3 protein-coding genes are annotated in these 2,755 nt (G+C 71.7%); all 3 read right to left on the minus strand.

All coding sequences use genetic code 11. The features are described from left to right. On the minus strand, positions 1-586 hold a 586-nt coding region (locus tag NTW26_09390), incomplete at its 3' end, for a glycosyl transferase family 1 (GenBank protein MCX7022466.1). Then, positions 576-1,856: a hypothetical protein gene (locus tag NTW26_09395; protein ID MCX7022467.1), complete on the minus strand. Its 1,281-nt coding sequence runs from the start codon at positions 1,854-1,856 to the stop codon at positions 576-578. The genes NTW26_09390 and NTW26_09395, both read right to left, overlap by 11 nt. Continuing rightward, on the minus strand, positions 1,853-2,755 hold a 903-nt coding region (locus NTW26_09400), incomplete at its 5' end, for a glycosyltransferase (GenBank protein ID MCX7022468.1). The genes NTW26_09400 and NTW26_09395, both read right to left, overlap by 4 nt.

Consider the following 2,755-nt stretch of genomic DNA (forward strand, 5'->3'; position numbering starts at 1 on the left):
CGAGGCGCTCCAGACGGCGCTGCAGGGTCCGGTGAAAGGGCGTCGCGGGGTCGAAGAAGGGGCCGAGGGTCCAGGAGTCGCGCAGATCCGCGACCCATTTCAGCCCCAGCTCCCGCTTGAGCGCCAGGCCCACCAGGTGGCCGCTCACCGGGGGAGAGGTGGTCCAGACGGTGGAGTAGCGCCCCTGCCGGGCCAGCTTGAGCGCCAGGGACCGGGCGGCGCGCGACCAACCCGCCTGCTGATCGGTCAGGTTACCCAGGCGGGCCCGGCCCGTGCGCAGCTTTCCCCGCCAACCGACCCCGACGGCTCTCTTCGAAGTGGGCGATGAACCGGTCCCGCCGCCGACGCCCAACAGCCGGGCCGCGCTGGGGTAGCGCCGGGCGGGCGCCCGATGGACCGGGCAGTCCACCTCCCCCAGGGCCCCCTCGTCCCGCAGGTGGTACCGGGGGTCGTCCGCGGTGAGCACCTCGGGCTCCCACCCCGCGGCGGGGAGGTACTTCGCCAGTTTCAGGGCGCGCAGCATCCCCCCGCCCCCCAGCGGCGGGAAGAAGTAGCTGACCAGCAGTACCCGGTGTTCAGCGAGCACGGTCGCCGTCCCAGCGGTCGAGGATTTTTGCGAGCTGCTCCGCGCGGGCCGGAGCGGCGAAGAAGCGCCGGGCCGCCTCGGGAACGGGACGGCTCAACGGACCCGTCCCCTCCAGGGCGCCCTTGAGTGAACGGTACACGCCCTCGTCGTCATCGTCGTCGTAGGTCGCGCCCAGATTGAAACGCTCCAGCGTCCGGCGTGCGGCCCGGTTAGCCGAGACCAGGAGGATGGGCCGTCCGGCGCCGACGTAATCCGAGGTGCGCCCCGGCAGCCCGTGGGGGTTGTCGCGGGCGGCGGTGAGGAGGAGCACGTCCGCCGAGCGCTGCCGGTGCAGGCTCTCCCGATAGGGAACCTGGCCCAGAGCCTCGGCGAAGGCGCCGGCCCCGTTCTCCCGGGCCACCTCCAGGAACGGCCGCCCGACGCTGGTCCCCACGTGGCGCAGGACTATTCTCCGCGCGGGGTTCTCCCCGGCCAGCCGGGCCAGGGCGCGACAGACCGTCGGCAGCCCCTCGTCTTCACGGTGGGTGCCGACCATGGAGACCAGAAACCGGGCCGGGTCGCGCTCGACGGGACCGAGGTCGGCGTCCGGCTCCGGGTCGTAGGAAAGCGGCGCCCAGACGATTTTCCGAGCCGCGTCAGGGTAGCGTTTACGAAGGTCCTCCGTCTCGACCGGCGAGGCGCAGAGAACCGCCCGCGCGCGCTCCACCGCCCGCGCTTCCCCCCGCAGGGACGCGGGTCGGGCCAAGGGACCCGTCGTTTTCGCTACCCAGCCGTCCACCCACCGGTCGGCCAGGTAGGCCACCCAGGGAATATCGAAACTGCGGGCCAGGCGGTCGGCCAGCCGCAGGTGGCTGAAGGGGGGAGCGATGACCAGAAGCGCGTCGAACCGCCCGCCGCGCCCCAGCCGCCGGCCTTCCGCGTAGAAGAAGGGGACCGACAGTACCTTGGGGTCGGGCTTTAAGAGAACGTGCTGGAGACGGGACAGGGGACCGCCGTGGCGGAAGCCGCCGGAGCCGAAGCCCGCCCGGCGCACGCCCGCCAGCCACAGGAGCCGCGCCGGGTCCGCCGAACCCGCCCGGCGCACCTCGGCGAACCGGGCGAAATCGCGCTCCAGTTCGCGGTCGTAGGCGTAGTAGAGAATCGGCTTGACGGTGAGCACCTCAGGGCGCCAGCCGAAATCCGCCAAATATTTGACGTAGGGCAGCGGTTCTTTCACGCCGCCCATTCCCAGCGGCGGGTAGTAGTAGGCGATGATTAAAAGCCGCTTCATACCGGTCCCGGCGCCCAGGCCTCGCCGACGAAGGCCTCGCCCCCGACCAGGGCCTGCAACCGTCGTTCGACCAGAGCCAGGTTGTCCTCCAGCCGCCCGACGCGGCGGAAGACCTCGAGGTTGACCCGCCTGTCCTCGTCCGACCGTTCCGGTCCGCCCAGGCGGGCGATCAGGCGCTCGGCGAGGGCGGAGGCATTGCCTACGGCGTCCCCCACGGGGAAGAGGTCCGCCCGCGCCCCGGCCTCGATAATTTCCCGGTCGGCGGGGATGTCGGTGACGACGGGGTAGGCACCACAGGCCAGCGCCTCCAGGAGGGAGATGGACATCCCGTCCACCTCGGAGCAGGAGACGTAAACCGCGGCGTTGCGGAGGTAATCCGCCGTCTGCCGGGAGGCGAGGCTCCCGACGAACTCGCACCGGTCCCTAACGCCGAGCTTTTCGGCCAGCCGTTCCAGGGCGCCCCGCAGCGGCCCGTCGTTGGCGATGACGACGCGCGCGTCGGGGACGCGCCCGACGACGACGGGCAGGGCCCGGATCAGGGTCTCAATATGGAGGATGTCCTTGTGCTCGCGGTTGGTGAAGACGAGGCGCGGGTCGCGCTCCCCGTCGTCACCCGGATGAAAAACGGTCGGGTCCACCCCCACGTAGGTCGCCGCCACCCGGCGCGGATCGGCCCCCAGCCGGCGGGCGTGGTCCAGGAGGTGCCGGCCGCAGACCAGCGTCAGGTCGGCCCGTTTCAATATCAGGCCCACCCGCCACCGGTCGTAGAGGTGGCGGTCCACGGCGTAGGGGATGTCCGGGCTCCAGGCCGCCACGGCCAGCGGGTGGCGTCCCACCAGGGCGGCCAGGAAGCCGTGGCTCGGGAGGTACTGGCCGAGGACGACATCGGGGTTTATCTC

The organism is bacterium (assembly GCA_026398675.1).
Taxonomy (GTDB): domain Bacteria; phylum RBG-13-66-14; class RBG-13-66-14; order RBG-13-66-14; family RBG-13-66-14; genus RBG-13-66-14.